The sequence below is a fragment of the Amycolatopsis sp. NPDC104819 genome (genome assembly GCF_055583145.1).
This window is the reverse complement of the sequence record NZ_JBVJON010000001.1, coordinates 539,525-565,675: the sequence shown is the minus strand read 5'-3', so window position 1 is coordinate 565,675 and position 26,151 is coordinate 539,525. Positions and strand designations below refer to the sequence as shown.

Sequence of the window (26,151 nt, the reverse complement as noted above, 5' to 3'; positions counted from 1 at the left end):
AGATTCGGGCGCGTGATCGACCACATCAGCATCCCCACCGAGGCCGGTTCCTTCGACGCCATCGCCGCCGGGCCCGAAGACGGGCGGCCCGTGCTGTTGCTGCACGGGTTTCCCGAAGCCGCGACCGAATGGGAGCACCAGGTCGCCACCCTCGGGGTGCTGGGGTACCGGGCCGTCGCGCCCGATCAGCGGGGTTATTCGCCTGATGTGCGGCCCGAAGCGGCCTCCGACTACTCGATCGACCACCTCGTCGGGGACGTCGTCGCCGTCGCCGAACAGCTCGGGTGGGGGCAGTTCGACCTCGTCGGGCACGACTGGGGTGGCGCTGTGGCCTGGTGGACCGCCGACATGCACCCCGAACGGCTGCGCAGCCTCACCGTCGTCTCGACGCCGCATCCCGGCGCGCTCGCCGATGCCATGAAGAACGACGAAGACCAGTACCTGCGGACGCAGTACATGACCGAGTGGCGGCAGACGCGCGTCACCGAGCGGCGGATGCTCGAGAACGACGCCCGCGCGCTGCGGGACATGTTCGAGCGGCGCATCTCGCCGAGCAAGGTCGACGACTACGTGCGGCGGCTGTCCGAGCCGGGCGCGCTCACCGCCGCGCTCAACTGGTACCGCGCCGGGCGGCCGGGCGGGAAGATCGGGCCGATCTCCGTGCCGACGCTCTACATCTGGAGCACCGAAGACGTCTCGTTCGGCTCGACCGCCGCCCTCGACACCGCGAACCGGGTCACCGGGCCCTACCGCTTCGAAATGCTCGAAGACGTCACACACTGGGCGCCGGAAGAGGCGCCGGAAGCCGTCACCTCGCTGATCGTCGAGCACCTCGACGCGCGGTGACGGCCCGTCACCCGGGCGGGCGGACCGCCGGTAACCCACCCGCCTTGCGGTACGAGGCGCTCGGGCCCGTCGTGTTCACTGGGCGCGTGGATACCGCGACCGAACCCGAAACCGAGCAGGTCGTCTTCGTCACCGAGGACGGCGTGCCCACCGGCGAGACCGGCCCGAAGCTCGCCAGCCACCACGAGCACACCCGGTTGCACCTGGCCTTCTCGTGTTACGTCCTGCGTCGCAGCGACAACGCGCTGTTGATCACGCAGCGCGCGCTGCACAAGAAGGTCTGGCCGGGGGTCTGGACCAACAGCGTCTGCGGCCACCCCGCGCCCGGCGAGTCGCTCGAGGACGCCGTCGGCCGGCGCGCCGGTTACGAGCTCGGGCTGCCGTCGCTGTCCGGGCTGCACTGCGTGCTGCCGAAGTACCGGTACCGGACGCCGCCGTTCGAGGGGATCGTCGAGAACGAGTTCTGCCCGGTGTTCGCCGCCTGGGCCGACGTCGAGCCCGAGCCCAACCCGGCCGAGGTCGGCGACTGGCGCTGGGTCGCCTGGAGCGACTACCAGCAGTTGCTGACCGACAAAACGGCTAATGTGAGTTACTGGGCCAAGGACCAGTATTCCCAGCTCAAGGGCCTTGAGCCCTTCGTCGGACTCTGAGCGCGCAACTCCTCAGAGTAACTATCATCGTCCCGTTGAGCTAAATTCGCGTTTCGGCCGGACCGACACCTCAAGCGCGGTCTCCACTGCGACGACAACCAATGCGTGGTGGAGGTGGGCATGGTCGCCGAGGACGACGGCGCGCTGCGCCGGAGCCCGCGGGCGCCGGACCTGCTCAGGCTCCACGAGGCCATCGCCGGCCTGTTCGCCACCCAGGGCGACTGGCGGCGCGCCTACCAGCACCTTCTCTCCGCGCTGGACATCGCGCGCGACGGCAGCCTGCGGGACGCGCTGACGTCGAGCTACAACCGCCGTTACCTCGACGAGCGGTTGTACGGACCGTTCGCCGACCGCCAGACGGCCCGGCCGCGGCCGCCGTTGGGCCTCGCGCTCATCGATCTCGACCGCTTCAAGCGCGTGAACGACACGTACGGTCACCTCGTCGGCGACCGCGTCCTCCGCCGGGTGGCCGACCTCCTCCAGGAGGAGCTGCCGCCGGACGGTTTCTGCGCCCGCTACGGCGGCGAGGAGTTCGTGCTGTGGCTGCCGGGGGTCGACGCCGGGCAGGCGGTGCGCATCGTCGACGCCGCCCGGCTGCGGGTCGCCCGTCACCCCTGGTCAGAACTCCAGCCGGGACTGAACGTGACCATCAGCGCCGGACTGGCGCACGCGGGCGCGCCGACGTCACCCGAGCGGCAGCTGCGCAGCGCGGACTCCCTGCTTTATGCGGCGAAACGTGCGGGCCGGAACAAAGTCGCCTATCACGACGCGCAAAGCACGCAGTTAATAACACACTCTGAGTAACGTAAACGCGGCATTACTCCGGATTGCCGATGCCGGCCTTCACCCGTTTGTCGACGCCCAGCGGCCGTTCGTCGACTCAAGGTGAAGAAAATTCCGGGAGGGTGTCGTCACGAACGGGGGGTATCCGTACGATAACGAAAACCGCCGGGGGAACGATCACCTCCTGCGGGGGAAGACGGCCAACCAGAGCCCAACCCCTCGACCGTGCGAAAGGAGACCGAGTGCCGGACGAGCACGACAGCCCGGGAACCGGTCGCCGCACCGATGGTCCCGCGCGTCCCCGCACCGGCAGACGCCGGTCGATGGAGGACCAGGGCGGGCTCAGCGTTTCGGACGTCGTCGCGAAGACCACCGGGGTTCGCCCCGTGCCCCCTGACCAGCCAGGACGCCGGGCCGCAGAACCCGCTCCGCAGCCGCCGCGCACGCCGCGACAGGCCCCCGCGGAGAACTCAGTACCCACGGACGCGACACGTCAACCGCGCCCGCCCCGCCCCCGCCAGCCCCGCCGCACGACGGCGGCGGCCCCCCAGCCGGAGGCCCCTCTGCAGCGCCGCCCGCCGGCGGCTAACCCGGGCCCGCAGCAGACCTCGGCGGCACCCCAGCCCCCACGCCGAATGCGCCGGCCGGCGCCTGAGGGCACGGAGGGGACGGCTCCTCGCCGCCCGGGTGCGGCTGCCGAGGAGGCTGAGCAGCCTCGACGTGCGGCTCCGGCTGATGGTCGCGCGGCGGCCAGGCCCGCGCCTCGTCGCGCTGCGGCTGCTGAGAGTGCGGGTTCGCCGGGCGAGGGCGCTGGTCCTCGACGTGCGGCTGGTCCGGATGGAGCTGCGCCTCGCCGCGCCGCCGAAGGTGCTGGCTCGCAGGCCGAGGCTGGTCCTCGCCGGGCCGCACCTGACAGCCCGCCGGGCCGCGGCCTAGCCGAGGGCACTGGTCCCCGCCGGGCAGCCGGTCCGGATGGACCTGCGCCTCGCCGCGCCGCCGCCGAAAGCGCCGGTTCGTCGGCCGAAGGCACCGGTCCCCGCCGCGCAGCCGGTCCCGATGGACCTGCGCCTCGCCGCGCCGCCGCCGAAAGCGCCGGTTCCTCGGCCGAAGGCACCGGCCCGCGCCGGGTCGCACCTCGCCGCGCCCCCGCCGATGGGCCTCGCCGCCCGGGCGCGGCCTCCGAAGGCGCTGCTCCCCGCCGCCCGGGCGCTCCCGAGAGCGAGCCGCAGCGACCCGACGGTCCCGCGCCGCGCCGCGCCGCCGCAGCGGCAGCCGCCACGGCCGCTCGCGAAGGCGCCGTACCCCAGCGCCCGGCGACCCCCGACAGCCCAGGACCCCGCCGCACCACCGAGGCCGTGTCCCCGGACGCGCCGACCAAACGACCGGCGAACGCCGTCCCACCTCGGTCTGCTCTTGATCCGCTGACCATGACCGACGAGATGGAAGCGATCGACGAGGCGACCCAGTACCGCCGCAAGATCGACCACACCCTCGCCCGGTTCTCGGCCGCGCACGACGAGATGGAAGCCGAAGAAGCGAAGCGGCGCGAACGCCGTGAGCGCCTCTCTCCAGCTTCGCTGATCGAGAGCACTCGCACGGCGCTTCAGCGCGTCGTCACCACTGCCCCTTCTCCTGAAGAAGAGGCCGAGCAGGCCGCGCAGACCCGGCTCCAGGAGAAGAAGCAGCGGAAGATCGAACGCTCGATCCGGTTCGGCCGGATCGCCGCCGCCGTGATCGCGGGGCTCGTTTTCCTCGGGATCGGCGGGGCGTGGGGCGCGCAGACCTACTTCGACGCCAAGTTCACCCAGATCTCCGCGCTCGACGAGAACTCCTCCGACATCCAGGACGCCGCCGGCCAGGCCAACGACGAGAACTTCCTCATGGTCGGCTCCGACACGCGGGACGGCGCGGCCGCCGAGGAAGGCGTCGGCACCGCCGACAGCACTCCCGGCGCCCGCAGTGACACCGTGATGGTCGCCCACATCCCGGCGGACCGGCAGCGGGTCGTCGTCACGTCGTTCCCGCGCGACCTCGAGATCAACCGGCCCGACTGCCAGCGCTGGGACCCCGCGCAGAACAAGAACACCGACGAAAAGGTCCCCGGGCAGAAGATCGCCAAGCTCAACACCGCGTACGCGGTCGGCGGCCCGTCGTGCGTGACCAAGGTCATCCAGCAGATCACCGGCCTGCGGATCAACCACTTCGTCGGGATCGACTTCAACGGCTTCAAGGAGATGGTCGACGCCGTGCACGGTGTCACCATCCACAACGAGATCCCGATCGACGACACCATCCTCGGCAAGGTGCTGCTGGAGACCGGCGACGTCACGATCTCCGGCGACCAGGCGCTGAACTTCGTGCGCGCCCGGCACGTCAAGGGCGACCCGACGTCCGACTACGGCCGGATCAAGCGGCAGCAGGAGTTCATCGGCGCGCTGCTGAAGAAGGTCATGTCGTCGGACGTCGTGCTCGATCCCGGCAAGCTCAGCGACTTCATCACGGCCTTCGCGAAGGCCACCTTCGGCGACAACCTCGGTGTCAAGCAGATGATGACGCTGGCGCAGTCCATGAAGGGCCTCGACCAGTCGAAGATCACCTTCCTCACCGTGCCGACGACCGGGGAGGCCAACAACCGCGGCAACGAGGTCCTCGTCCGCAGCAAGACGAAGGCCCTCTTCGACGCGCTGCGCAACAACACCCCGCTGCCCGACCCGAACGCCCCGATCCCGGCGAGCGAGCAGGCTCCGCCGACGAGCACGTCGAAGTCGTCGTCCAAGACCACCTCCAAGACGACGACCAGCAAGAAGACGAGCAGCACGGGCTGACCCGCGAGGATCGTTAGTCCGGGTTCACGTGCGGTTCACCCGGCGATGCGGTGTTTGGTCACGGTTGCCCGTAGGGTTGGGCCATGCGTGAGGCTTACCATGTCGAACTCGAACAGCTCGCCGACAACCTGGCCGCGATGTCGGTCCAGGTCGCCGACGCCATGGAGCGTGCCACGCGGGCACTGCTGGAGACCGACCTCAGTCTCGCCGAACAGGTGATCAGCGACGACGCCAAGGTCGACGACGCCCGCTCCCTCTGCGAGGAGCAGGCGTACGCGCTGCTCGCCCTGCAGGCGCCCGTGGCGACCGATCTCCGCACCGTGCTCGCGGCGATCCACGCCGCGGAAAGCCTCGAGCGGATGGGCGACCTGGCCCTCCACGTGGCGAAGGCCGCGCGGCGGCGCCACCCCGAACCCGTGCTGCCGGACGCGGTGCGCGGGTACTTCGCCGAGATGGGCGAGGTCGCGGTGAAGCTGGCCCGGCAGACCGAGCAGGTCATCAAGTCGAAGGACGTCGAAGCGGCGAAGACGCTCGAGTCCGAAGACGACCAGGTGGACGACATCCACCGCCACCTCTTCACCGTCCTGATGGACCGCGAATGGCCGCACGGCGTGGCCGCGGCGGTCGACGTCACGCTGCTCGGCCGCTTCTACGAGCGCTACGCCGACCACGCGGTGTCGGTCGCCAAGCGGATGATCTTCGTGGTCACCGGCCGGATGCCGGGCTACGGCACCGACGACGACATCTGAGCACTGCGCGAAAAGCCCCTGGCCGTCCGGCTGGGGGCTTTTTTGCGTGCCGGCCGGCGCACCTGGCCGGCCCAGCGGACGAGCTGGACTGGCTGCTGCCCGATCCGGCGCTGAACGTCGCCCTGTCGAACGAGATGTGGTCCCGCTGCGACACGACCTGACGGGCCGGAACTTCCACCATGGCAGCGAGCAGAACTTCCGCGCCCAGGCGACGGACCCGGCGAGCCCGACCGAGCTGGCCGACTTCGCCGGCTGGATGACTTCGACGCCGCAGGTGGTGTTCTCACGCTCTTCGGCCGAGGTCGCCGCTCCCCACCGCCTCGCCGGGCCGGACCTCGCGGCCGAGGTGGCCGAGCTGAAGGCGTTGCCGGGCAAGGACATGGTGCTCTACCCGACGGCGATCGGCGCGGGACAACCGCTTTTCCAGGACCGGCGGACAGAACTCACTCTCACGGAAAGCAAAGCCTGGGATTCGGGAATCCTGACCCTGCGCTATCTCCCGGCGACCTGATCCACAAAGGACGAACAAAAAAGAAGAAGGCCTTTCTCGCCGACCCCGAGCACCGGCGAGAAAGGCCTTCGACCACAACGACGACTCAGCCGAAACGGCCGGAAATGTAGTCTTCCGTAGCCTTTTCGTCCGGGTTGGAGAAGATCTTCTCCGTGTCGTTGAGCTCGACCAGACGTCCCGGCTGGCCCACCCCGGCCAGGTTGAAGAACGCCGTCTGGTCGGAAACCCGGGCCGCCTGCTGCATGTTGTGCGTGACGATGACGATCGTGTAGTCCTTCTTCAGCTCCCCGATCAGGTCCTCGATCGCCAGCGTCGAGATCGGGTCCAGGGCCGAGCACGGCTCGTCCATCAGCAGGACGTCCGGCTGGACCGCGATCGCGCGGGCGATGCACAGCCGCTGCTGCTGCCCACCGGAAAGCCCGCCGCCCGGCTTGGTGAGGCGGTCCTTGACCTCGTTCCAGAGGTTCGCGCCGCGCAGGGCGCGCTCGGCGATTTCGTCGAGCGTCTTCTTGCCCTTGGTGCCACCGAGCTTCAGGCCCGCGACGACGTTGTCCTTGATGGACATCGTCGGGAACGGGTTGGGGCGCTGGAACACCATGCCGATCGTGCGGCGCACCTGCACCGGGTCGACCGACGACGCGTAGATGTTCTCGCCGTCCAGCAGGACGTCACCCTCGACGCGGGCGCCGGGGATGACCTCGTGCATGCGGTTCAGCGTGCGCAGCACCGTCGACTTGCCGCAGCCGGACGGGCCGATGAAGGCGGTGACGTTGCGGGGCGGCACGGCAAGGGTGACACTGTCGACGGCGTGGAACTTGCCGTAGTAGATGTCCACGTCCTTGACGTCGATTCGCTTTGCCATGGCTAGCTCACTTCTTCTTCGGGGCGACAAGGCGCGCGAACACGGTGGCGAGGAGGTTGATGATCGCGATGATGAGCACCAGCGTCAGCGCCGCACCCCAGATCCGGTCGAAGCCGACCGAGCCGGGGTCCATCGAGTTGGTGACACGCTCGTTGTTCATCAGCAGGGGCAGCGCCGCCTGCTCGCCGTGGAAGATGTCCCAGTTCGTGTAGGCCGAGTAGCCGACCAGGACCAGCAGCGGCGCGGTTTCGCCCATGACCCGGGCCAGCGCCATCATGATGCCGCCGATGATGCCGGACAACGCCGTCGGGAGCACGATCTTCATGATCGTCTTCCACTTCGGCACACCCAGCGCGTAGGAGGCCTCACGCAGGTCGTCCGGGACGATCCGCAGCATCTCCTCCGACGAGCGGACGACCACCGGGATCATCAGCAGCACGAGGGCCAGCGACACGGCGAAACCACTGCGCGGCAGGCCGAACGTCGTGATCCAGAGCGCGTAGATGAACAGCGCGGCGACGATCGAAGGGACACCGGAGAGGATGTCGACCATGAAGGTCGTGGCCTTGGCGAGCTTGCCCCGGCCGTACTCGACCAGGTAGATCGCGACGAGCATGCCGATCGGCACCGCGATGATCGCGCAGACGAGGCCCTGCAGCAGGCTGCCGATGATGGCGTGCAGCACCCCGCCACCGACCTCGTCGGACAGGTAGTTGCCGAGGTCCTGGCCCCACCAGTTCGAGTACGGGATGCGCTTGATGCCGTTCGCGACGACCGTGTAGAGCACCCACACCAGCGGGACGACGGCGACCAGGAACGACAGCCAGACGAGCACGGTCGCGAGGCCGTTCTTGACCTTGCGAGCCATGCTGACCTGCTGGAACGCCGGCGCCGTGGCAGGGGCTTCGAGCGTGGTGGACATTGCTCAGTCTCCCTTCTTGCCGATGACGGACCGGGCCGCGAAGTTCACCAGGAAGGTGAGCACGAACAGCACGAGGCCGGCTGCGATGTAGGCGCCGGCGGAGATCTCGTTGTTGAACTCGCTGTAGTTGGCCGCGATCTTCGAGGCGAACGTCGACCCGCCGTCGAAGAGGCTCCAGTCGAAGTTGCGGCCCTGCGGGATGAGCAGGATGACGGCGAGCGCGATCGTCTCACCGAGCGCGCGGCCGAGGCCGAGCATCGACGCGCCGATGTAGCCGGCCTTGCCGAACGGCAGCACCGTGGTGCGGATGACCTCCCAGCGCGTGGCGCCGAGCGCCAGCGCGCCTTCGATGTGCGGGACCGGCGTGCGCTCGAAGACCTCGCGCGAGAGTGACGTGATGATCGGCAGGATCATCACGGCCAGCACGATGCCGGCGGTGAAGATCGTGCCGCGCACGCTGGGCGCCACGTTGCCCGGCGCGAGCAGCGGGAACCACGAGAACGTGTCGTTGATCCACTGCGAGAACGGCTCGATGGCCGGCGCGAAGACCAGGATTCCCCAGAGGCCGAAGATGATCGACGGCACCGCGGCGAGCAGGTCGATGACGTAGGCGAAGGGCCGCGCCAAGCGCTTCGGCGAGTACTGCGTGAGGAACAGCGCGATGCCCAGCGAGACCGGCATCGCGATGACCAGCGCCACGAGCGACGTCGCCACCGTGACCTCGAGGAGGTCGAGGATGCCGAACGACATGTTCGCGGGGTCGTTCGTCGACCAGCCGTGGTTGGTCAGGAAGTTGACGTTGTCCGCCTGCAGCGCCGGGATCGCCTGGATGAGCAGGAAGAGCCCGATCAGGCCGATCAGGGCGACGACGAAGATCCCGGCCCCGGTGGTCAGGTTCTGGAAGATGCGGTCACCACGCCGCACCTTCTTCGGTTTGTCGCTCGCGGGCGGCTCGGGTGCCGCCGCCGAGGCTGGTTGCTCCGAAATCGGATCCTCCGGGGGCGTTGTGGCGGACGACGAACGCCCACCGGGGTCGCCGGTGGGCGTTCGCGTCGAGGATGACTCGCTCATCGACTAGTTCTGTCCAGCCTTGTCATTCGTGACGCGGGTCAGGCGATGGCCTTGATGGAGTCCAGGACCTTCGTCTGCAGCGACTGCGGGATCGGCACATATCCCTTGGCGGACAGCGGCTGCTGGCCGTCGGTGGCCGACACCGTCAGGAACGCCTTGACGGCCTTCGCGACGTCCGGGTTCGCGTACTTCGAGCACACGATCTCGTAGGTCGTCAGCAGCAGCGGGTAGGCGCCCGCGACGTTGCTGGCGTAGATGCCGTTGAGGTCGAGCGCGAGGTCCTTCGAGCCGTCCTTGAGGAACTTGGCCGCCTCGAGGGACTTGGCCACGTTCGCCGCGTTGAGCTCGACACCGCCCGAGCCGCTGTCGATCAGGGCCGGGGTGAGGCCGTCCTTGGCGAATGCGCCCTCGACGTAGGTGATGGCGCCGTCGCCGGCCTTCACCGCGGTCGCGACACCGTTGGAGCCCTGCGCACCGTTGCCGACGCCACCGTTGAACTTCTTGCCGGCACCCTTGGTCCAGTCGGCCTTCGCCGCCGCGCCCAGGTACTTCTGGAAGTTGTCGGTGGTGCCCGACTCGTCGGAGCGGGAGACGACCTGGATGGCCTTGTCCGGCAGGGTCAGGCTCTCGTTGCCCTTGACACCCTTGATGGCCGGGTCGTTCCACTTGGTGACGGAGCCCGAGAAGATCTTGGCGATGACCGACGGGGTCAGCGTCAGCTTGTCCACACCGGACAGCTTGTAGGCGACGGCCACCGGGCCGACGACCATCGGGATGTTCCAGGCGTCACTCGCGCAGCGCTTGTTGGCCGCTTCGAGGTCCGCGCCGGTGATCGGCGAGTCCGAGCCGCCGAAGTCGATCTGGTTGGCGTTGAACTGCTTGACGCCCGCGCCCGAACCGCTCGGGTTGTAGTTGACCTGCTGGCCCGCGCACTTCTTGCTGTACTGCTGCGTGAAGATGTCGATGGCGTTCTTCTGGGCCGACGAGCCTTCCGCGGAGAGCGGGCTCTTGCCACCGCACGCCACGTCGGCAGTGCCGGTGGCGGCCGGGGCGGCAGCCGAGTTCGAGGCGGCGCTGTTCGACGCCGCGGGATCGGTACCACAGGCGGCGAGCACGAGGGCGGCGCTCGCGACGATGCCCACCGCGCTCAGGGGCCGCATGATCTTCACTGCTGTTTCCTCCATCAGGAGCTCGACCGGGTCGTCGCGACGTGGTGCCGCGCCGGATCCGGACATTAGGCAGCGCTGGTGGACGATCGGCTCTGATCGAATGAACGGAAAGTGAACAAGGCCTCGGATGTGAGCAGTGCTACTAACCCGAAAGGACGCCGTGTCCCGGCCGTGACCTGGGCATTCGCACACCGTGACGAAGCGCTCGCACGGCGTTGATCGTTGTCACCGTCCGTATTGCACGTCGGTTTCGTGACGCGCAAACCCCAGCTTGGTGTAGACCGCCAACGCCGGTGCGTTGTCACCCTCGACGTACAGGATGATCTGCCGCAGCCCGCGCCCGGCGAGGTACCGCAGCCCGGCGAGCGTCAGCGCCCGGCCGAGCCCGCCGCCCTGCGCGGCCGGGTCGACGCCGACGACGTAGACCTCGCCGACGCGCTCGCCGCCGAACCGGCCCGGTGTCGGCTCGTGGACCTTCGTCCAGTGGAAGCCGATCACCTCGCCATCCTGCTCGGCGAGGAAGAAGCCGTCGGCGTCGAACCAGGCCCGCGCTTCGTCGGCGCGGACGTCCTCGGCGGTCAGCGCGCCCTGCTCGGGGTGCCAGTCGAAGGCCCGCGCGTTGACCCGGACGACGGCGTCCTCGTCCTGGCCGGGCACGAACGTCCGCAGCGTGACGCCTTCGCGCAGCACCGGCTCGGGCCAGTCCGCGCCCTCGACGTCCGTGTGCAGGATCAGCAGCTCGCGCTTGCGCTCCAAACCGGCCTTCACGGCCAGCTGGAGCGCCGCGGGGTGGTCACCGTGGGCCCAGGCCCGGAACCCGACCGCGGCGCGCTCGTCGAGCGCCTGAAGCAGCTTCGCGCCGTACCCGCGGCTGCGGTGGGCGGGGTGCACGAACAGCTCGGCGACCTGGTGGCCGAAGGAGTCGCCGGTGGTGTCGAGGTGGACGTACCCGACGACCTCGCCCTCGACGCAGGCGACGAGGTGCTCACCGCCGTCGAACTCACCGGGCAGCGGGCCTTCGGCCGCGACCTCGGGCCTGCCGTCCGCTTCCCGCACGGCCAGCAGCAGCCCGCGGACGTCCTCGAGCTGCTTGTCGTCCAGTTCCTGCCGCCATTCGCCTTCTCCGGTCACCCCGTGACCGTACCCGCGCGCGAGGCAACGCGACGGGTGCCGAGGCGTCTCCGGAGTTGTTCGGGGGTCCGGGTGGCGGAGCCCCCGGCCGGGGCGAAGCCCCGAGAATCACAGGAGGTGGCGTCAGTGTGCGAGTTCGGGGGTCTCCGCCGGGACCTCGGCCGGCGCCGGCGCGGCCTGACGCGGCATGGCGCCCTTCGCGGGCCGCTCGAACTTGTACCCGACGTTGCGCACGGTGCCGATCATCTGCTCGTGCTCCGGGCCGAGCTTGGCCCGCAGCCGCCGCACGTGGACGTCGACCGTGCGCGTGCCGCCGAAGAAGTCGTAACCCCAGACCTCCTGCAGCAGCTGGGCGCGGGTGAACACCCGGCCGGCGTGCTGCGCGAGGTACTTGAGCAGCTCGAACTCCTTGTAGGTCAGTTCGAGGGTGCGCTTGCGCAGGCGGGCGGTGTAGGTCGCCTCGTCGATGACCAGCTCGCCGACCCGCAGCTCGGCGTCGACCTGCGCGGAACCGCCGTCGCGCGTGGTGACCAGCCGCAGCCGGGCATCGACCTCGGCCGGGCCGGCGGTCGGCAGGAGGATGTCGTCGGTGCGCCATTCGGCGCTCACCGCGACGAGCCCGCCCTCACCGACGACCGCGATGATCGGGGTGGACGCCTCGTCCTCGCCGGCGCCCTTCAGCAGGCGGCAGAGGCTCTTCGCCGAGGCCAGGTCGCTGCGCGCGTCCAGGACGATGACGTCGCGGTGGCCCGCGTCGAGCAGGGCGGTCACCTCGGGAGCGCGTACGCGTACGGTGTGCGGCAGCAGGTCCAGGGCGGGCAGCACCGAAGTGGCATCGGCTTCCGCAGTCAGCACCAGAAGGTCCAGGCTCATGAGCCGCACCGCCTTCACAAATCGTCGCCTCACGGTGGCGTTGTTCGGTGCTAAGTGAGAATAGCGGCTCGACGGCCGGGCACCTAACCCTTGCTGGATCGATCACACCGGGGGAAACGCCGGTGGACCCGACGAACAGGAGTACGGACGCGATGGTGAGCAGGCCCGTGACCCGGGACGACCGACCCGCACCGAGGCCGGACGCGCGGCGCCGGGGGCGCCGGCTGCGCCGCTGGGTGATCGCCCTCGTCGTCCTGGCACTCCTGCTGGTCGGCGCCGATTTCGGGGCCGCCGCGTACGCCGAGCACATGATCTCGCAGAAGGCGCGCACGCAGCTGCAGCTGACCGACGACCCGTCGGTGACGATCCACGGCTTCCCGTTCCTCACCCAGGCCCTCGGCGGTGAGTACGGACACATCAGCGTGTCGGCCGCCGGGGTGCCGGTCGCCGACAAGCTCCAGGACGTCGCGGTGAACGCCGAGCTGGAGAACGTCACGGCGCCGCTGTCGGACATCACCTCCGGCAACACGAAGGCGATCACCATCGGCCAGCTGACCGGCTCGGTCACCATCAAGGCCGCCGACCTGTCCCGCCTCGCGCCGCTGGACAAGATCAAGGACCTGCGGATCGAGCCGGCGACCACGGACTACGTCGAGAACGGCGACTCCGGGCAGGCCGAGGCGACCCCGACCCCCACCACGACGACCGACGGCCAGACCGTCGACGAGTCGACCACCGGTGTCCGCATTTCGGGACACCTTTCGTTCGCGGGCAAGGACCTGGAAATCTTCTGCTTCGCGATGATCGAGGCCGACGCGAAGGGCGGGACCATCAACTTCGTGCCCAAGCGGCTCCAGTTCGGGAACGACCAGGAGACGACGGTCGTTCCGCAGGCGGTGCAGAACGCGCTGCTGCCGAACTTCAAGGCGTCGATCAGCACGAAGGACCTGCCGCTGTCGGTCACCCCGACCGGCGTGCGCGTCCAGAGCGGTTCGGTGACGATCAAGGGCGAGGCGACCGACGTGTCCTTCGCGGACTTGAGCAAGTAGGGAGCGGTGCGTGACGGGGCTGTGGGTGCTTGTGGCGGTGCTGGTGGCCGGATCGGCCGCCGGGCTGCTGCTGCGGGCGCGCAACGGCCGCGTGCGGGCGGCGAAGCCCGTGCGTGAGCTGCCCGGTCCCGTCACCGCCGTGCTCGACCCGGCGTCCGCGGTGACGCTGGTCCAGATCTCCACCACCTTCTGCGCGCCCTGCCGGCACGCGAAGGCTGTCCTCGCGCCGCTCGCGGAGCGGACCGACGGCCTGCACCACGTCGAGCTCGACGTGACGAACCAGCCCGAGGTCGCCCAGTCCCTCGCCGTGCTGCGGACGCCGACCACGATCGCGCTGACCCGGGACGGCCGGGAGCTGCTGCGCGTCGGCGGTGTCCCCAAGGGCCCCGAACTGCTGGACGCGCTGCGCCCCCATCTCACGGCTCGGACCCCCTGACCAGGGCTGTGTCCCAAATCGCGGAACTTCTCCCAGGGTGTGAACGTGGTTCCCACTCTGAGGGAGAGCTGGGTACGCTCGCACCCGTGACCAGGCTGACCAACTTCCTCACGCAGCGACGCGCAGTCGACCTCTGCCGCGTCCGCAGCAGCCTGTGTCGCGTTCCGTCCGACCGGCGCTGAACCACGCCCGGAACCAGCCAGCCCCGAAGCCGCTGAAGCGTGCCGTCCGCACGCACCCCCTCTGCTCCAGCTGGAGGAACCATGTCCGCCGGACCGGCCGTCGACCCGCGGGGCCCGCGGTTCGCCGCCATCCTGACCACGGTCGTGCTCGCGGTCGTCCTGGTCACCCAGTGGTGGCCGTTGCTGGCGATCCAGACCGTCGTGTTCGCCATCGGCGCGTTTGTCGGGCTCAGGCCCGCGCCCTACTCGATCGTGTACCGCACGCTCGTCGCCCCGCGCCTCGGCCCGACCGACGAGCGGGAGGACGCGGCGCCGCTGCGGTTCGCCCAGGCCGTCGGATTCGTCTTCGCGCTCGTCGGCACGATCGGCTTCGCTCTCGACGTCACCCCGCTCGGCATCGTCGCGACGGCCTTCGCGCTCTTCGCGGCCTTCCTCAACGCGGCCTTCGACTTCTGCCTCGGCTGCGAAATGTTCTTGCTCCTCAAGCGCTTCACCCCCGCCCGCGCGTCCTGAAAGTTCAACCCCAGAAAGAGAGTCCGTTCCATGAGCCGTGAAGACGTCCTGGTCACCACCCAGTGGGCCGAGGAGAACCTGGACACCCCCGGCGTCGTGTTCGCCGAGGTCGACGAGGACACCACCGCGTACGACGGCGGACACATCCGGGGCGCGGTGAAGTTCGACTGGCGCAAGGACCTGCAGGACGGCGTGCGCCGCGACTTCGTCTCCAAGGAGGGCTTCGAGAAGCTCCTGTCGGAGAAGGGCATCTCCAACGACGACCGCGTGATCCTTTACGGCGGCAACAACAACTGGTTCGCCGCGTACGCGTACTGGTACTTCAAGCTGTACGGCCACCAGAACGTCCAGCTGCTCGACGGCGGGCGCAAGAAGTGGGAGCTCGACGGCCGTGAGCTGAACTCCGACGAGGTCAAGCGCGACTCCACCGACTACAAGGCCCAGGACCAGGACCTGTCCCTGCGCGCGTTCCGCGACGAGGTCGTCCAGTCCATCGGCGCGAAGAACTTCGTCGACGTGCGGTCGCCGGACGAGTTCTCCGGCAAGCTACTCGCCCCGGCGCACCTGCCGCAGGAGCAGTCCCAGGTTCCCGGCCACATCCCCGGCGCGCTGAACGTGCCGTGGGCGAAGGTCGCCAACGAGGACGGCACCTTCAAGACCGAGGCCGAGATTGACGAGCTCTACAAGGAGCAGGGCATCGACGCGGGCAAGGGCACCATCGCCTACTGCCGCATCGGTGAGCGCTCCTCGATCGCGTGGTTCGCGCTGCACGAGCTGCTCGGCCACGAGGACGTGAAGAACTACGACGGTTCATGGACGGAATACGGCTCGCTCGTCGGCGTGCCGGTCGAGTTGGGAGCCAAGTGATGGCGGTAGACGACAGCTGCGGCGCACCGGTCCAGGAGGCCACGCCGGCGGACTACGACACGCGCGGGCAGGTTGTGCTCGCGGGCAAGGTGACCGGTGCGGACGGGCCGGTCGGCGGCGCGTTCGTCCGGCTCCTGGACGGCGGCGGCGACTTCACCGGCGAGGTCGTCTCCTCGGCCGACGGTGACTTCCGCTTCTACGCGGCGCCCGGCGACTGGACGGTGCGCGCGCTGCACCGCACCGGCAACGGCGAAGCGTCCGTGACGGCCGACGGGCCGGGCGTGCACCAGCTGGCCATCTCCGTCGCCTGACGTCCTTTTCGCGAAGGCCTCCCTACTCCGGTGGGGAGGCCTTCGCTGCGTTCAGGACCCGGTCGGTGTGGTCCCGCAGCGAGGGGCACGTCTCGATCGGGTGGTCCCGCGGGCAGCGCAGGAAGTGGTCGAGGAACGTCTCCGCGACCGCGAGCTTCCGCCGCCGCTCGGCGAGCTCGGCGATCCGGGCACGGACCACGGCCCGCCAGTCGCCGTGCTCCGGGCCGCGCAGCACGGCGGCGATCTCGTCGAGGCTGCAGAGGCCGGTGTCCTGCAGCATCTTCGCCGCGGCCAGCCGGTGCAGCTCGTCGGGGCCGTAGAACCGCTTGCCGCCGCGGCGCGCGGCGGGGCGCACGATCCCGCGCTCGTCCCAGTAGCGCAACGCGGACACCGCGACCCCCACCGTCGAGGCCGCTTCACCGATGGAAAGCATGCGATGAGTTGACCTCAAGCCGGGTTGAGGTCGCAAGCTGTTTAGGTGACCCTTACCGCTCCCGTGACGCGCCGCGCCGGCCTGCTCGCCGCCGTCTTCCTGGGCAGCTTCATGGCCCTCCTCGACGTCAGCGTCGTGAGCGTCGCGCTGCCGACCATGCAACGCACGCTCGGCACGAGCTTCAGCGGGCTGCAGTGGATCATCGACGGCTACACGGTCGCGCTCACCGCCGTGATCCTCTCCGGCGGCACGCTCGGCGACCGCTACGGCCGCAAGCTCGTCTACCTCACCGGGTTGTCGCTGTTCACGGTCGCGTCGGTCGGCTGCGCGCTCGCGCCGACCCTCGAGCTGCTGGTCACCGCCCGGATCGTCCAGGGTTTTGCCGCGTCCGCCGTGATCCCGGGCTCGGTCGCCTTGCTCGCGCACGCCTTCCCGGCGCCGGCCGAGCGGGCGCGCGTGATGGGCCTGTGGGGCACGGTGGCGGGCTGCGCGCTGGTGCTGGGCCCGCTGATCGGCGGCCCGCTCACCGACGCCTTCGGCTGGCCCGCGATCTTCCTGGTCAACCTGCCGATCGGGGTGGTCGCGGTGGTCCTCGGCCGCCGCGGGATCACCGAGTCGCGCGACCCGGCGCACGGCGCGCTCGACCTGACCGGGCAGGTGCTCGGCGCGCTGTGGATCGGCCTGCTTACCTTCGCCGTGATCGAGGCCGGCCGGCTCGGGCTGAGCACGTCCGTGCTGCTCACCGGGGTTCTCGGGCTCGCCGCGCTGACCGCGTTCATCGTGGTCGAGCTGCGCGTGCCACACCCGATGCTGCCGGTGCGGCTGTTCGCCGGGACCCGGTTCTCGGTGGCGATCTTCGCCGCCTGGAGCCTCGGGTTCGCGGCCTATCCGGCGGTCTTCCTGATCGGCGTCTACCTGCAGCAGGCCCGCGGCGCGACGGCGACCGAGGCGGGCGTCCAGATGCTGCCGTACGTGCTCACGAACGTCGTCGCCGCGTTCACCGCCGGACGGCTCTCGGCGCGCTACGGCGCGGAGCGGCTCCTGCCGGTCAGCTACCTCGTCGCGGCCGTCGGCTCCTTCACGTTCCTCCTGCTCGACGCCGAAAGCCCGTACTGGCTGGTGGCGGTCGCGTTCGCGCTGGCCGGCGCCGGGGTGGGGCTGTCGGTGACGCCGTCGAACATCGTCGGGCTGGCCGGGCTGCCGGGCAACCGCAGCGGGATCGCGTCGGCGACGGTCAACGCGGCCCGCCAGACCGGCACCGCCCTCGGGGTCGCCGCGCTCGGCGCGCTGCTGGCCGCCGGTCCGACACTGCCGAGCGGCCTGCACGCGGCGATGGGCGTGGCCGGGGTGGTGCTGCTGGCGGTGACCGTCCTCACCGCGACGACCCTGCGCCGGGCCGGGTGAGCGGCGGCGGACTATCCTGCTGGACGTGGAAGCTCTGTTTACGACCTTGCTGGTGCTCGCGGGCGTCGCCATCACGTGGTTCGCCGTGTACGTCGTCTACCGGCTTTACGCGGACCAGCGCTGACCCATGACCGCCAGCGGCGACGACGCCATCGCAGCAGCGGAGATGCGCGCGGAGAGCACCCGCGAGCGCAACCTTCCGCTGTGGGACGACCTGCCCATCCCCAACGACACCGCGAACCTGCGTGAGGGGCCGAACCTCAACGACGCCTGCCTCGCGCTGCTGCCGCTCGTCGGTGTCTGGCGTGGTGAGGGCGAGGTCGACTACCCGACCATCGAAGGCCCGCGCAAGTTCGCGCAGCAGCTGACGATCTCGCACGACGGCCGGCCGTTCCTCGTCCACGAGTCGCGCGCGTGGCTGCTCGACGACGAGGGCAACGTCATCCGCCCCGCCGCCCGCGAGTCCGGGTTCTGGCGGCCGCGGGAGGACGACACGCTCGAGCTCCTGCTCACGCACAACACCGGCATCGTCGAGCTGTACTACGGCAAGCCGCGCAACCAGACGTCCTGGGAGCTCGGCACCGACGCGGTGATCCGCACGGCCTCCGCGAAGGACGTCACCGCGGCCCAGCGCCTGTACGGCCTGATCGAAGGCTCCCTCGGCTACGTCGAGGAGCGCGCCATGGTGGGCCAGGAGATGCAGCCCCACTCTTCGGCCCTGCTTCGCCGCGTCGTCGGCTGACAGCGTGCGCTGGCGGCGGTGTGGCGAGGACGCCGCCCTGCTCGACTGCGACTCGCTCGAGCAGATGCGCGCGGCCCACGCGACCGTCTGCGCGGCCCGCCCCGAAGACGTCGTCGAGCTGGTGCCGGGCGCCCGCAGCCTGCTGGTCGTCGGCGGGGTGGCGGCGGTCCGGGCGTTGCTCGAAGACGCCGACCTGACGCACCCGCCCGCCGGCGAGCCGCGGGAAGTGACCCTTGACGTCCGCTACGACGGCGAGGACCTCGCGCTCGTCGCTTCGGACGCCGAGATGTCCGAGGAAGCCGTCGTTTCGCTACACACCGAGACGGTCTACACGGTCGCGTTCACCGGCTTCGCGCCCGGATTCGGTTACCTGACCGGGCTTCCGTCGTCGCTGCGGCAGCCGCGGCTGGAGTCACCCCGCACCCGCGTCCCCGCCGGGTCGGTCGGGCTGGCCGGTGAGTTCACCGGTGTCTACCCGCGCGAGTCACCCGGCGGCTGGCGGCTGCTCGGGCACACGTCGGCGACGCTGTTCGACCCGCGCGCGGACCCGCCCGCGCTGTTCGCCCCGGGTGACCGTGTGCGGTTCCGGAGCGTCCGGTGAGGTCCCTGGAGGTCCTCGTGCCGGGCCCGCAGGCGCTGGTCGAGGACCTGGGCCGGCCGGGTTACGCGTATCTCGGCGTCGCGCCGTCGGGGGCGTTGGACACGGCGTCGTTGCGGCTGGCGAACCGGCTCGTCGGCAACCCGGCGGGGGCGGCCGGGATCGAAGCCTTGCTCGGCGGCCTTTCGGTGCGCTTCACGGCGTCCGCGACGGTCGCCGTGACCGGACCGCCGGTCTCGGTGGTCGTCGACGACCGCGCGTACGGCTCCCACGTGCCGGTGCCCGTGCGAGCGGGCCAGACGCTCACCCTCGGGACGCCGTCGGCCGGGCTGCGCTGCTACCTGGCGGTGTCCGGCGGGATCGCGGTGGAACCGGTGCTGGGCAGCCGCTCTCGCGACGTCCTGTCCGGCATCGGCCCTTCGCCGCTTCGCGCGTCAGACGTGCTTCCGCTCGGCGCGCCGACCGGAATCCCGGCCGGCGCGGACGTCGTGGTGCCCGCTTCGGCGCCGGACGAGCTGGTGGTGCCGGTGACGCTCGGCCCGCGTGACGACTGGCTCACTTCCGCGGCCGACGGTTTGGCCGCGTGGTGGACGGTCACGTCGGAGTCCAACCGCGTCGGCCTGCGGCTCGACGGGACGGCGTTGCGGCGAGCGGCGGAGTACACCGAAGGCGAGCTGCCGAGCGAAGGTGTCGTCACGGGCGCGATCCAGGTGCCGCCGAACGGCCTGCCGGTGGTGTTCCTGGCCGACCACCCGACCACGGGTGGTTACCCGGTCGCGGCCGTCGTGCGCGGGGCCGCACTGGGCGCGCTCGCGCAGGCCCGGCCGGGCACCCGGATGCGGTTCCGGATGTCCTGAAAGTCCGGTACCGCCGCGCGGGTGAGACCCGGGTCACCCGGTGCACCCTTCCGGGTAGCGGCTGGAACCATGTCGCGCCGCCGCCCGTCCTGATAGGCGTGGAACAGGTGACGATCAGCGGTGGCACGGGTTTCCTGGACGTGAACAACCGGGCGCGGGCCGAGCTGCCCCAAGCGCTGCGGATCGCGCTCGCCACCGGCCAGCTCCGGCGTCCGCTGGCCACCACGCTCGGCCCGGTGCTCGACCTGCTCGTCGACGGCGACTACCGCGTGAGCGGCCCCGAGCGGCTGCCCGACGACCAGCTGCTCACCCCCACCGACGTCTGGCCGCCGTCCGACGAAGCCCGCGTCGGCTACTACCGGACCGCGATCCGCAGCGGCCACCGCCCGGTCGCCGTCGTGCTGGCCGACGGTGACCGCGAGCTGATCATCGACGGTCACCACAAGATCGCCGCCTACCGCGCCGAAGCGGTCGCCCCCGCGATCGTGCGGATCACTCAGGCGTATTCGCCCTCGTAGGCCGCCAGCAGCTCGGCGTACCCGGCCGACGAGTCGGGCAGGCGGGCGCCGTCCAGCGTGTGCACCCGCGTCAGCTTGCGCACGCTCGACGCCATGAACACCCCGTCGGCCGCCACCAGATCGGCCACGCGCAGCGGCTCCACCTTGACCGCCCAGCCGGCCTTCTCGGCGCCGCGGAACAGCGCGGCCTGGGTCGTGCCCGGCAGGATGCCGATGGCCGGCGGCGGGGTGTAGAGCGTCCGCCCCTTCGCGAGCACCACGGTCGAGGTCGGGCCTTCGAACACCGAGCCGTCGGTGGCGGTGAAAATCACATCATCGGCCCCGCGGCGGCCCGCCTCCCGCACCGCGGCCATGTTCACCGCGTAGGACAACGGCTTCGCGCCGAGCAGCAGCCACGGCGCGCGCTCGGCGAGGTCCGGCGGGAAACCCCGGTCCAGGGTAACCGCGGCGACGCCCTCGGCGCGGGCCCGCAAGATCGACGGCGCGACCTCCGAACCCAGCGCGAACCCGGTCGGCACCGCGTCGGGGTCACCGTCGGAACCCCTGGTGTACACCAGTTTCAGCGCCATTTCGGGGCCGCCGGCCCACCGGTCGAGCACCACCGAGACCACGTGCTCCCAGGCCGCGAGATCGGGCTCCGGCAGGTCGAGCATGGCCGCCGAACGCGCCAGCCGCTCCAGGTGGGGCCGCAGTTCGCGGGGCTTCCCGTCGACCACGAGGATCGTCTCGAAGACGCCGTCGCCACGGGTCAGGCCGAGGTCGTCGGCCCTGATCTGGGCGGTGTCGGGGTCGGCCGGGGTTCCGTCGAGGAAGACGAGCACGCGCATACAAGCACCGTACTCACCTAGGCTGGGCGGTATGCCGTACCGCTCGCCGCTGCTGGACGTGCCCGGATCCATCCCTCCGCCCGACGACCACCCCGAAGCCGGCGTCCCCTGGCACTGGGGAGACCCCTTCGCGGAGCAGCGCACGGCGTCGCGTGGCGCTGTCGTGATCGACCGCTCCCACCGGGAGTTCATCGCGGTCACCGGCGAAGAGCGGCTCTCGTGGCTGCACCTGGTGATCTCGCAGCACGTGACCGAGCTCGCCGAGGGGACCGGCACCGAGGCGCTGGTGCTCGACAGCCAGGGCCGCGTCGAGACGCACATGGTGCTCGCGCACCTCGACGGCACCGTCTGGCTCGACACCGACCCGGGCACCAGCGTGACCAGCGCGCTGCCCAAGGGCGGTCCCCAAACACTGCGTGAATACCTCGAGGCCATGAAGTTCTGGTCCAAGGTGGACATCCGCGACGCGACCGGCGAGCTCGCGCTGCTGACCGTGCTCGGCCCGGACGCCGAGCGCGTGCTGAGCGCGGCCGGCGCCGAAGTCGGCCCGGAGCCGTACGCGGTGACAGCGCTTTCCGGCGGCGGGTTCGCCCGGCGGATGCCGTGGCCGGGCCGCTCCAGCGTCGACCTGGCGGTGCCGCGCGACGCCCTCGCCGACTGGTGGAAGCGCCTCACCGACGCGGGCGCGCGGGCGGCCGGCAGCTGGACGTTCGAGGCCCTGCGCGTCGAGTCGGTCCGGCCGCGGCTGGGGGTCGACACCGACGACCGCACGATCCCGCACGAGGTGGGCTGGGTCGGCTCCGCCGCGCACGTCGCGAAGGGCTGTTACCGCGGCCAGGAGACGGTCTCGAAGGTGCACAACGTCGGCCGTCCGCCGCGGAACCTGCTCCTGCTGCACCTCGACGGATCCCCCGAGATCCGGCCGGAGCCCGGCGACCCGGTACTGCTCGACGGCCGGACGGTCGGCCGCGTCGGCACCGTGATCCAGCACCACGAGCTCGGCCCGATCGCGTTGGCCCTGGTCAAGCGCTCGACGCCGGTGGGCGCGGAGCTGCTGACCGGGTCGGAGGACAACCTCGTCCAGGCGGCGATCGACCCCGACTCCGTCCCGTCCGAGCAGCCCGCGCCGGGGCGTGCGGCAGCGGCCCAACTTCGTGGCTGAACAAAAGCCCCTGACAGCGACATCACCCTCAACCGGGATAAACTGCGCTGTGATCGAAGTGCGGCCCGGCGGCAGGCGGCGGATCGACCGCGTGCTCGGCCCGGGGTACCTCAGCGGCCTGGGTGAACTGCCGCTGAAGGTGCTGCGCGAGCGGCGCGACGAAGCCGCGCAGGAAGAGACGGACCTGTCCTACCTGCGCCGGCTCCTCCACGCCCGGATCGACATCGTGCGCGCGGAGCAGGCGCGGCGCAGCTCCGGCGGCGAAGACAGCATCGTCGACCAGCTCGCCACGATCCTGGCCGACAACGCGCTGGGCCCGGCGGCCGGCTCCGGACGTCACCAGCAGCTCGAACCCTCCCGCGCCGGCGAGCACCGGCGCCACGCCGAAGCCCTGATCGGCGACACCGACCTGACCGACGTCGAGTCCCTCTCGGACGAGAAGCTCGCCTCCGCTTTGGACACCTACGCCCGCGAAGAGCTGTCGGTGTCGTCCTTCCGGCGTGAGGTCCAAGGCGTGATGGACACCTTCAACGCGGAGATCGCGAAGCGCTACCAGCAGGGTTCGGCCACTGTGGACGAGCTGCTGGAGAGCGAAGGCGGACGCGGCGAGGCTCAGTGACCAACCCCGTCCTCGCCGAAGTCGTCCGATCCGGTTTTGTGGAAAGCGTCCACCGCGGCGCGCTCGTGGTGACCGGCCCCGAAGGCGACGTCCGGATGGCGCTCGGCGACGTCAGCTCGCCGGTCTTCCCTCGCTCGTCGAACAAGCCGTTGCAGGCGGTCGGCATGCTGCGGGCCGGGCTCGGCTTCACCGGCGAGGACCTCGCGCTGGCGTGCGCGTCGCACTCCGGCGAGCCCGGGCACGTCAAGCGGGTCCTCGAACTGCTCGAAGCCGCGGGCCTGCACGAAGACGACCTCGCCTGCCCGCCCGACTTCCCGCTGCACGTGCCGAGCATGCGCGACGCCGCCGAGCCGCGGCGCGTGATGATGAACTGCTCCGGCAAGCACACCGGGATGCTGACCACCTGCGTCCGCGCAGGCTGGCCGACGGCGGGCTACGAAGCGCCGGACCACCCGCTGCAGCAGGTGATCGCCGCCGCCGTCACCGACCTGACCGGCGAGCCGATCGCGCGCACCGGCGTCGACGGCTGTGGCGCCCCGCTCTTCGCGTTTTCCCTGACGGCGCTGGCCCGCGCGTTCGGCCGGGTCGCGAGCGCGGCCGACGGGCCCGAGTGGACGGTCGCGTCCGCGATGCGCGCGCACCCGTGGCTGGTCGCCGGCACCGGGCGCGAGGACACCGAGCTGATGTCCGCCGTGGACGGTCTCGTCGCGAAGGGCGGCGCCGAGGGGGTCCAGGCGTTCGCCCTCCCGGACGGGTTCGCGGTGGCGATCAAGATCGACGACGGCGCGAAGCGCGCCTGCGCGCCGCTGGCCGTCGAAGCGCTCCGGTACCTCGGCGTCGACGTCTCGGGCCTCGCCGAGCTGGCCCGCGGTTCGGTGCTCGGCGGCGGCCGCCCGGTCGGCGAGCTCCGGGTGCCGGAGCTGCGCGGTTAGTTCGAGCGTTCGCGGGCGGCCAGGTCGCCCCAGAACTCCCGCAGGTCGGAGAACAGTTCGGCGAGCTCCTCGACGTTGCCCGAGCGCAGCGCGTCCAGGATGTCGTGCACCTCGTCGGCGGTGTTGTCGGCTTCGAGGACGGCGTCGGTGAACAGCTGCACCAGCCCGCCGTAGTCGAGCTCGACCACGGAGTCCGCGTGGAAGTTGTCCAGCCACCGCCGCGTTTCGAACAGCACGCGTCCCGGCCCGGAGTCGCCGAAGGTCTGTTCCAGCAGCTCACCGGCTTCGCGCGCCCGGTGCTGGGCGTCGGCCAGGGTCGTCCGCCAGGACATCTCGCGCTCGGGATCGTCGCGGCCGCTGCCGAGCACGAGCCGCCGCTCTTCGGGGTCGACCAGGACGAACCACGGCAGTGGGACGGTCCACGTCGTGGAGAGCGTGTGCGCCGCCGAGGTGCTCAGGTCCGCCATCGCCGACTTCGTCCGGGCGCGGATCGTCTCCTGCGTGAACCCGCCCTCGTCGAGGACGACGTTCTTCAGCGCGGGGTGCGCGTCGCCCAGGAAGGTGACGAGCGCGGCGGCCGAGCGGGCCCGCAGTTCCAGCGGGCACACGAACGGGCCGCTGCCGGCCTTGCCCTCCGGCACGTCCTTGGGGTCGAGCACCAGGACGTCGGTCAGCAGGCTCGGCGCCGGCCGCCCGTCGGCGAGCTCGGCGGGCAGCAGCCGGCGCGGCGCGGCGACCTGTGACTTGAGCCACATGGCCTGCTCGCGAGCGCCCGCATCGGTCCGCCGCAGCTTGGCCGCCGCGACGGCCGCACGCAGCCGTTCGTCCGGCTGGTCGCCCAGGGCGAGCAGGGGTTCGTACACCCGCAGGTAGGCCACGAAGGGACGGAGCACCAGTAGATCGTGGCACGTCTACCTGCGCCGATCGCCACCGACCGGCCGGTAACCGGTGTCCGGCGGACACTGTCACGACCAGCACACCGTGCCACGTCGCATCGAACCCCCCGGACACGGTACGGTGTGAGCAGGAAAGAATTGTCGAGACGATGCGGGGCCGCCGATTCCCCCGGCCGCCCCGCCCCTGTGCGAGGGGGTCGAGCCATGGGGCGCGGCCGGGCTAAGGCCAAGCAGACGAAGGTGGCGCGCGAGCTCAAGTACAGCTCGCACGAGACCGACTTCGATGCTTTGCAGCGCGAGCTGTCGAGTGGTTCCTCGAGTGGTCATTACGAGGAGCCGGACAGCGATGATCAAGACCCGTACGACGACGGGTACGACGAGTACCGTCGTTGAGCACGCGTAACCGCGCGAGGGCGTAGCCGGGCACAACTCGGTGACCGCCCTCGCGCGCTGCGTGCTGCCCTCGAACAGGGTGCGGGCTGCGAAGCGGACGAAGGAGTGAGCCGGTGGTAAGTCGGGTTGGAGTCGTCGGAGCGGGACTGATGGGGTCCGGCATCGCCGAGGTGCACGCACGGTCCGGGTTGGACGTCGTGGTCACCGAGGTGAACCAGCCGGCGCTCGACGCGGGCCAGGCCCGGATCGAGAAGTCCCTGCAACGCGGCGTCAAGAACGGCAAGATCTCCACCGAGGACGCCGACGCCGCGCGCGCCCGGCTCCGTTTCACCACGGACATCGCCGAGTTCGCCGACCGCGAACTGGTCATTGAGGCGATCCTCGAGCAGGAGCAGGCGAAGGTCGACGTCTTCCGCCAGCTCGACAAGATCGTCGAGGCCGAGGACGCGCTGTTCGCGTCCAACACGTCGTCGATCCCGATCATGAAGCTGGGCATGGCGACGAGCCGTCCCCAGCAGGTGGTCGGCATCCACTTCTTCAACCCGGTCCCGGTGCTGCCGCTGGTGGAGCTGGTGCCCTCGCTGCTGACGAGCGAGGAGACCGCCCGCCGCGCGGAAGAGCACGCGACGACGGCCCTGGGCAAGACCGTGATCCGCTCGCAGGACCGCGCCGGGTTCATCGTGAACTCGCTGCTGGTGCCGTACCTGCTCTCGGCGATCCGGATGATCGAGTCGGGCTTCGCCTCGGCCGAGGACATCGACCGCGGCATGGAGCTGGGCACCGCCCACCCGATGGGCCCGCTGCGCCTGTCCGATCTCATCGGGCTCGACACGATCAAGGCCATCGCGGACTCGATGTACGCGGAGTTCAAGGAGCCGCTGTACTCGTCCCCGCCGTTGCTGCTGCGCATGGTGGACGCGGGCCTGCTGGGCAAGAAGACCGGCCGGGGCTTCTACTCCTACAGCTGATCGACGTTCGTCGCCGCCCGACCAACTTTTGGTGGTCCGGGCGGCGACTTTG

General features: G+C 70.6%; 31 protein-coding genes. 22 read left to right on the top strand and 9 right to left on the bottom strand.

Features of this window, described 5'->3' with window-relative positions:
* Positions 1-12: 12 nt before the first annotated feature.
* The 7 genes from ACZ63E_RS02830 (at position 13) to ACZ63E_RS02800 (ending at position 6,364) form a co-directional block, all read left to right on the top strand.
* A complete protein-coding gene (locus ACZ63E_RS02830) occupies positions 13-846 on the top strand; it encodes an alpha/beta fold hydrolase (protein WP_465333788.1) in 834 nt (277 codons plus the stop codon).
* Between the two features lie 86 nt (positions 847-932).
* On the top strand, positions 933-1,496 hold the full coding sequence (gene idi, locus ACZ63E_RS02825) for an isopentenyl-diphosphate Delta-isomerase (RefSeq protein ID WP_465333786.1): 564 nt from the start codon (positions 933-935) through the stop codon (positions 1,494-1,496).
* A gap of 120 nt (positions 1,497-1,616) precedes the next feature.
* Positions 1,617-2,300 carry a GGDEF domain-containing protein gene (locus ACZ63E_RS02820; protein ID WP_465333784.1) on the top strand — a complete coding sequence of 228 codons (684 nt, stop codon included), beginning with the start codon at positions 1,617-1,619 and terminating at the stop codon, positions 2,298-2,300.
* 699 nt (positions 2,301-2,999) lie between these two features.
* Positions 3,000-3,215, top strand: coding sequence for a hypothetical protein (locus ACZ63E_RS02815; protein WP_465333782.1), 216 nt, complete (start codon positions 3,000-3,002; stop codon positions 3,213-3,215).
* 491 nt (positions 3,216-3,706) lie between these two features.
* Positions 3,707-5,104, top strand: coding sequence for an LCP family protein (locus ACZ63E_RS02810; RefSeq protein ID WP_465333780.1), 1,398 nt, complete (start codon positions 3,707-3,709; stop codon positions 5,102-5,104).
* Positions 5,105-5,187: 83 nt separating this feature from the next.
* Complete coding sequence (gene phoU, locus ACZ63E_RS02805; protein ID WP_465333778.1) at positions 5,188-5,853, top strand: phosphate signaling complex protein PhoU; 666 nt, start codon at positions 5,188-5,190, stop codon at positions 5,851-5,853.
* A gap of 136 nt (positions 5,854-5,989) precedes the next feature.
* Positions 5,990-6,364: a hypothetical protein gene (locus tag ACZ63E_RS02800; RefSeq protein ID WP_465333776.1), complete on the top strand. Its 375-nt coding sequence runs from the start codon at positions 5,990-5,992 to the stop codon at positions 6,362-6,364.
* Positions 6,365-6,449: 85 nt separating this feature from the next.
* Here ACZ63E_RS02800 and pstB read toward each other — a convergent pair whose 3' ends face one another.
* The 6 genes from pstB to ACZ63E_RS02770 form a co-directional block, all read right to left on the bottom strand.
* A complete protein-coding gene (gene pstB, locus ACZ63E_RS02795) occupies positions 6,450-7,226 on the bottom strand; it encodes a phosphate ABC transporter ATP-binding protein PstB (protein WP_465333774.1) in 777 nt (258 codons plus the stop codon).
* A 7-nt stretch (positions 7,227-7,233) separates the two neighbouring features.
* A complete protein-coding gene (gene pstA, locus ACZ63E_RS02790; protein ID WP_465312999.1) occupies positions 7,234-8,148 on the bottom strand; it encodes a phosphate ABC transporter permease PstA in 915 nt (304 codons plus the stop codon).
* A gap of 3 nt (positions 8,149-8,151) precedes the next feature.
* A complete protein-coding gene (pstC, locus tag ACZ63E_RS02785) occupies positions 8,152-9,072 on the bottom strand; it encodes a phosphate ABC transporter permease subunit PstC (RefSeq protein ID WP_465333772.1) in 921 nt (306 codons plus the stop codon).
* A 185-nt stretch (positions 9,073-9,257) separates the two neighbouring features.
* Positions 9,258-10,388, bottom strand: a complete 1,131-nt coding sequence (gene pstS, locus ACZ63E_RS02780; RefSeq protein ID WP_465334361.1) for a phosphate ABC transporter substrate-binding protein PstS — start codon at positions 10,386-10,388, stop codon at positions 9,258-9,260.
* Between the two features lie 225 nt (positions 10,389-10,613).
* A complete protein-coding gene (mshD, locus tag ACZ63E_RS02775) occupies positions 10,614-11,519 on the bottom strand; it encodes a mycothiol synthase (protein WP_465333770.1) in 906 nt (301 codons plus the stop codon).
* A gap of 123 nt (positions 11,520-11,642) precedes the next feature.
* Positions 11,643-12,392, bottom strand: coding sequence for a winged helix-turn-helix transcriptional regulator (locus tag ACZ63E_RS02770; protein ID WP_465333768.1), 750 nt, complete (start codon positions 12,390-12,392; stop codon positions 11,643-11,645).
* Positions 12,393-12,544: 152 nt separating this feature from the next.
* Here ACZ63E_RS02770 and ACZ63E_RS02765 point away from each other — a divergent pair, with 152 nt between their 5' ends.
* From ACZ63E_RS02765 to ACZ63E_RS02745, 5 genes are all read left to right on the top strand, one after another.
* The gene (locus tag ACZ63E_RS02765; protein ID WP_465333767.1) at positions 12,545-13,441 is read left to right on the top strand and encodes an LmeA family phospholipid-binding protein; all 897 of its coding nucleotides are present in this window, start codon (positions 12,545-12,547) and stop codon (positions 13,439-13,441) included.
* Between the two features lie 10 nt (positions 13,442-13,451).
* Positions 13,452-13,877 (top strand): TlpA family protein disulfide reductase, encoded by a 426-nt coding sequence (locus ACZ63E_RS02760; RefSeq protein WP_465333765.1) that lies wholly within the window; start codon positions 13,452-13,454, stop codon positions 13,875-13,877.
* Between the two features lie 263 nt (positions 13,878-14,140).
* The gene (locus tag ACZ63E_RS02755; protein WP_465333763.1) at positions 14,141-14,572 is read left to right on the top strand and encodes a DUF4395 domain-containing protein; all 432 of its coding nucleotides are present in this window, start codon (positions 14,141-14,143) and stop codon (positions 14,570-14,572) included.
* Between the two features lie 30 nt (positions 14,573-14,602).
* Positions 14,603-15,439 carry a sulfurtransferase gene (locus ACZ63E_RS02750; RefSeq protein WP_465333762.1) on the top strand — a complete coding sequence of 279 codons (837 nt, stop codon included), beginning with the start codon at positions 14,603-14,605 and terminating at the stop codon, positions 15,437-15,439.
* The gene (locus tag ACZ63E_RS02745; protein ID WP_465312990.1) at positions 15,439-15,750 is read left to right on the top strand and encodes a DUF1416 domain-containing protein; all 312 of its coding nucleotides are present in this window, start codon (positions 15,439-15,441) and stop codon (positions 15,748-15,750) included. The genes ACZ63E_RS02750 and ACZ63E_RS02745 overlap by 1 nt, the downstream gene beginning before the upstream one ends.
* Before the next feature lie 22 nt (positions 15,751-15,772).
* On the opposite strand, the gene ACZ63E_RS02740 is transcribed toward ACZ63E_RS02745, so the two are convergent.
* Positions 15,773-16,183: a MerR family transcriptional regulator gene (locus ACZ63E_RS02740; protein ID WP_465312989.1), complete on the bottom strand. Its 411-nt coding sequence runs from the start codon at positions 16,181-16,183 to the stop codon at positions 15,773-15,775.
* A 45-nt stretch (positions 16,184-16,228) separates the two neighbouring features.
* On the opposite strand from ACZ63E_RS02740, the gene ACZ63E_RS02735 reads away from it, so the two are divergent.
* The 5 genes from ACZ63E_RS02735 (at position 16,229) to ACZ63E_RS02715 (ending at position 20,302) form a co-directional block, all read left to right on the top strand.
* Positions 16,229-17,587 carry a DHA2 family efflux MFS transporter permease subunit gene (locus ACZ63E_RS02735; protein ID WP_465333761.1) on the top strand — a complete coding sequence of 453 codons (1,359 nt, stop codon included), beginning with the start codon at positions 16,229-16,231 and terminating at the stop codon, positions 17,585-17,587.
* Positions 17,588-17,714: 127 nt separating this feature from the next.
* Positions 17,715-18,329: a heme-binding beta-barrel domain-containing protein gene (locus ACZ63E_RS02730; protein WP_465333759.1), complete on the top strand. Its 615-nt coding sequence runs from the start codon at positions 17,715-17,717 to the stop codon at positions 18,327-18,329.
* Between the two features lie 4 nt (positions 18,330-18,333).
* A complete protein-coding gene (pxpB, locus tag ACZ63E_RS02725; RefSeq protein ID WP_465333757.1) occupies positions 18,334-18,930 on the top strand; it encodes a 5-oxoprolinase subunit PxpB in 597 nt (198 codons plus the stop codon).
* Positions 18,927-19,784 carry a 5-oxoprolinase subunit C family protein gene (locus ACZ63E_RS02720; protein ID WP_465333755.1) on the top strand — a complete coding sequence of 286 codons (858 nt, stop codon included), beginning with the start codon at positions 18,927-18,929 and terminating at the stop codon, positions 19,782-19,784. The genes pxpB and ACZ63E_RS02720 overlap by 4 nt, the downstream gene beginning before the upstream one ends.
* Before the next feature lie 98 nt (positions 19,785-19,882).
* Positions 19,883-20,302 (top strand): hypothetical protein, encoded by a 420-nt coding sequence (locus tag ACZ63E_RS02715; protein ID WP_465333753.1) that lies wholly within the window; start codon positions 19,883-19,885, stop codon positions 20,300-20,302.
* Here ACZ63E_RS02715 and ACZ63E_RS02710 read toward each other — a convergent pair.
* Positions 20,281-21,129, bottom strand: coding sequence for an aminodeoxychorismate lyase (locus ACZ63E_RS02710; protein ID WP_465333752.1), 849 nt, complete (start codon positions 21,127-21,129; stop codon positions 20,281-20,283). The genes ACZ63E_RS02715 and ACZ63E_RS02710 overlap by 22 nt on opposite strands.
* Before the next feature lie 31 nt (positions 21,130-21,160).
* Between ACZ63E_RS02710 and ygfZ the strand changes: the two genes are divergently transcribed.
* The 3 genes from ygfZ to ACZ63E_RS02695 are packed head-to-tail and all read left to right on the top strand — an operon-like array spanning position 21,161 to position 23,842.
* Positions 21,161-22,291 carry a CAF17-like 4Fe-4S cluster assembly/insertion protein YgfZ gene (gene ygfZ, locus ACZ63E_RS02705; RefSeq protein ID WP_465312982.1) on the top strand — a complete coding sequence of 377 codons (1,131 nt, stop codon included), beginning with the start codon at positions 21,161-21,163 and terminating at the stop codon, positions 22,289-22,291.
* A 49-nt stretch (positions 22,292-22,340) separates the two neighbouring features.
* Positions 22,341-22,910 carry an RsiG family protein gene (locus tag ACZ63E_RS02700; RefSeq protein WP_465333750.1) on the top strand — a complete coding sequence of 190 codons (570 nt, stop codon included), beginning with the start codon at positions 22,341-22,343 and terminating at the stop codon, positions 22,908-22,910.
* The gene (locus ACZ63E_RS02695) at positions 22,907-23,842 is read left to right on the top strand and encodes an asparaginase (protein WP_465333748.1); all 936 of its coding nucleotides are present in this window, start codon (positions 22,907-22,909) and stop codon (positions 23,840-23,842) included. The genes ACZ63E_RS02700 and ACZ63E_RS02695 overlap by 4 nt, the downstream gene beginning before the upstream one ends.
* Here the strand turns inward: ACZ63E_RS02695 and ACZ63E_RS02690 are convergent.
* Positions 23,839-24,735, bottom strand: a complete 897-nt coding sequence (locus tag ACZ63E_RS02690; protein WP_465333746.1) for a DUF8083 family protein — start codon at positions 24,733-24,735, stop codon at positions 23,839-23,841. The two genes, ACZ63E_RS02695 and ACZ63E_RS02690, sit on opposite strands and share 4 nt — an antisense overlap.
* Before the next feature lie 207 nt (positions 24,736-24,942).
* On the opposite strand from ACZ63E_RS02690, the gene ACZ63E_RS02685 reads away from it, so the two are divergent.
* Together ACZ63E_RS02685 and ACZ63E_RS02680 are read left to right on the top strand one after the other, a co-directional pair.
* A complete protein-coding gene (locus tag ACZ63E_RS02685) occupies positions 24,943-25,131 on the top strand; it encodes a DUF3073 domain-containing protein (protein WP_465312978.1) in 189 nt (62 codons plus the stop codon).
* Between the two features lie 113 nt (positions 25,132-25,244).
* Positions 25,245-26,099, top strand: a complete 855-nt coding sequence (locus tag ACZ63E_RS02680; RefSeq protein WP_465333744.1) for a 3-hydroxybutyryl-CoA dehydrogenase — start codon at positions 25,245-25,247, stop codon at positions 26,097-26,099.
* Positions 26,100-26,151: the final 52 nt, after the last annotated feature.